The organism is Skermanella sp. (genome assembly GCF_059503625.1).
The window spans coordinates 1-2,630 of sequence record NZ_JCACHA010000372.1 but is presented as its reverse complement, the minus strand read 5'-3'; the positions used below and the strand labels follow the sequence as shown (position 1 = coordinate 2,630).

At 70.0% G+C, this 2,630-nt stretch carries 1 protein-coding gene; it reads left to right on the top strand.

Features of this window, described 5'->3' with window-relative positions; all coding sequences use genetic code 11:
* Window positions 1-2,608 (top strand): beta strand repeat-containing protein (locus AC5JJ6_RS08320; RefSeq protein WP_496041586.1); only part of this gene is annotated, 2,608 nt, incomplete at its 5' end.
* Window positions 2,609-2,630 lie beyond the last annotated feature (22 nt).

Here is a 2,630-nt window from a genome sequence, read left to right as displayed (position 1 = left end):
CGTGGCGGACGCGACTTCGATCGACTCGTTTGCCTTCGACGTTACCGGGTTGGGTTTCACCGTCAACGGCTCGAACCTGCAAACCGGCGGCCAGACCTTCGCGACCTACACCAGCACCGGCGGCGTTCTGACCGTCACCTTCGCCAACGGCGGCGCCAACGCCACCAACACGCTGGTCCAGGATGTGATCCGCGGCGTGCGCTACAGCAGCACGACATCCTACGGCGACGCCAAGATCCGTTTCAGCTTGAGCGACGGCACCACCAGCACGACCGCCGACGTGGCGGTCACCAGCAGCACCATCACCGTCGACCGCACCGACGAAGACACCGACGGCGACGCCGCCGACGGCTTCAGCTTGCGCGAGGCGCTGGCGCGCGGCGTGGCACAGGCGGGGGCAGACACTGTCGTCCTCGGCGGGCTCACGACGAACACCACGATCACCCTGACCGGCAGCACGGCGACGCTGGGGGCGGGCGACACGATCAGCCTGCTCGCCAGCAAGACCATAACCATCGCGGGCGCCACCGGCGGCGGGCTGGCGCTGGGCGGAGCCGGCACCTTCTCGGTCGGCAACAGCGGGACGCTGACCATCTCCGCCGCCATCTCTGGCACCGGCAGCCTGACCAAGACCGGCGGCACCACCCTGGAGCTGTCGGGCACCAACACCTATACCGGCGCCACCACGATCCAGAACGGCACCGTGACGGTCAGCGGCGGCTCGACCTTCTCCGACAGCGCCACCCTGAACCTCGTCGGCGGCACGCTGGTGCTGTCCGGCAACGAAACCATCGGTTCGTTGACCGGCGCCGGCACCGTCGCCACCAACGGCTACACGCTGACCGCAGGCGGCGACAACACCAGCACCACCTTCGAAGGCGTGATTTCCGGCGCCGGCGGGCTGACCAAGACCGGCACCGGCGTGCTGACGCTGACGGGGACCAACACCTACACCGGCACGACCACGGTATCGGCCGGCGGCGGCACCGGCGGGCTGACGCTGAACAGCAGCGGCGGCACGGCGCTGGCCAACGGCAGCGCGGTTTCGCTCGCCGGCATTCTGACGCTGTCGTCCGCGACCGAGACGATCGGCGCGCTGTCCGGCGCCGGCACGATCGCGCTGGGGGCCAACACGCTGACGGTCAGCCAGTCCGGCGACACCACCTTCTCCGGAGTCATCGGCGGCACCGGCACCCTGATCCTGTCGGGTACCCAGACCCACACCGGCACCACGACCGTTTCCGCCGGCGTGCTGAGCGTCGCCGCAGACGCCAACCTGGGCACTGGCGCCGTGACGCTGAACGGCGGCACGCTGACGGTGACCGGCGCCGTCACCATCGATAACGCCATCGTCCTGGGGGCGAGCGGCGGCACGGTGAGCGCCACCGCCGCCGCCACCCTGTCCGGCATTATCTCCGGCACGGGCGATCTCACCAAGACCGGCTCCAGCGCGCTGACGCTCGGCGGCGACAACACCTATTCCGGCGCCACAACCCTCAGCAACGGCGTCCTGATCGTCACGCACAACAACGCGCTGGGCACCTCGGCCGGCGGCACAACGGTCGCCAGCGGCACCACGCTCAGGATCGGAAACGGCATCACCATCGCCGACGCGCTGACGATCAGCGGCATCGGGGTGGACGCCACCTATGGCGCGCTCAAGGTCAACGATGGCACCGGCTCGGCCACCGTCACCGGCAACATCACGCTCGGGGCCGACGCCTCGGTCGGCTCCTACAACGCCGGCGATACGCTGACGTTGAGCGGGGTCATGTCCGGCTCCTATGCCCTGACCAAGGTCGGGAGCGGCAGCGTCGTCCTGTCGGGGGCCAACACCTATACCGGCGTCACCACCGTTTCGACCGGCACGCTGGTAGCGGCGCACGCCACGGCGCTGGGCACGACCGCCGGCGGGACCTCGGTCGCCAGCGGCGCTGCATTGGCGTTGCAGGGCGGCATCACGGTCGCCGACGCGATCACCGGGCTGGCCGGCGCCGGAGTTTCCAGCGGCGGCGCGCTGGTCAACCTCAGCGGGTCCAACACGATCAGCGGCGCCGTCACGCTGAGCGCCGCCGTGATCGTCAACACCGCTTCCGCCACCACCCTGACGATCGGCGGCACGCTGACGGGCGGCGCGCAGGCGCTGACCAAGGCCGGCGGCGGCACGCTGGTTCTTTCCAGCACCAGCAACAAGACCGACGCGTCCAAGCTGACCAGCGGCATTACGGTCTCCGCCGGCACCCTGGCGGTCGGCGCCAACGACGCGCTGACCGGCGGCACCGTGACCCTGAACGGCGGCACGCTCAGCCTGACCGGCACCACGACCTATGACAGCCTCGTGGCGCTGGGGTCGAGCGGCGGCACGGTCGATGTCGGCTCCGGGCTCAACGGGACGCTGTCCGGCGTGATCTCCGGCGGCGGCGCCCTGACCAAATCAGGTGCGGGCACCGTCACCTTGTCGGGCACCAGCGCCAACACCATGAGCGGCGCCCTGACCGTTTCGGGCGGCACGCTGGCGTTTGGTGTGGACAATCAACTCTCTTCCACGTTGGGCCTGACGCTGAACGGCGGCACGCTGGCCAAGACGGCGGGCGTCAACTTTTCCTAGGGCATGACCCTGGGTTGCGGCG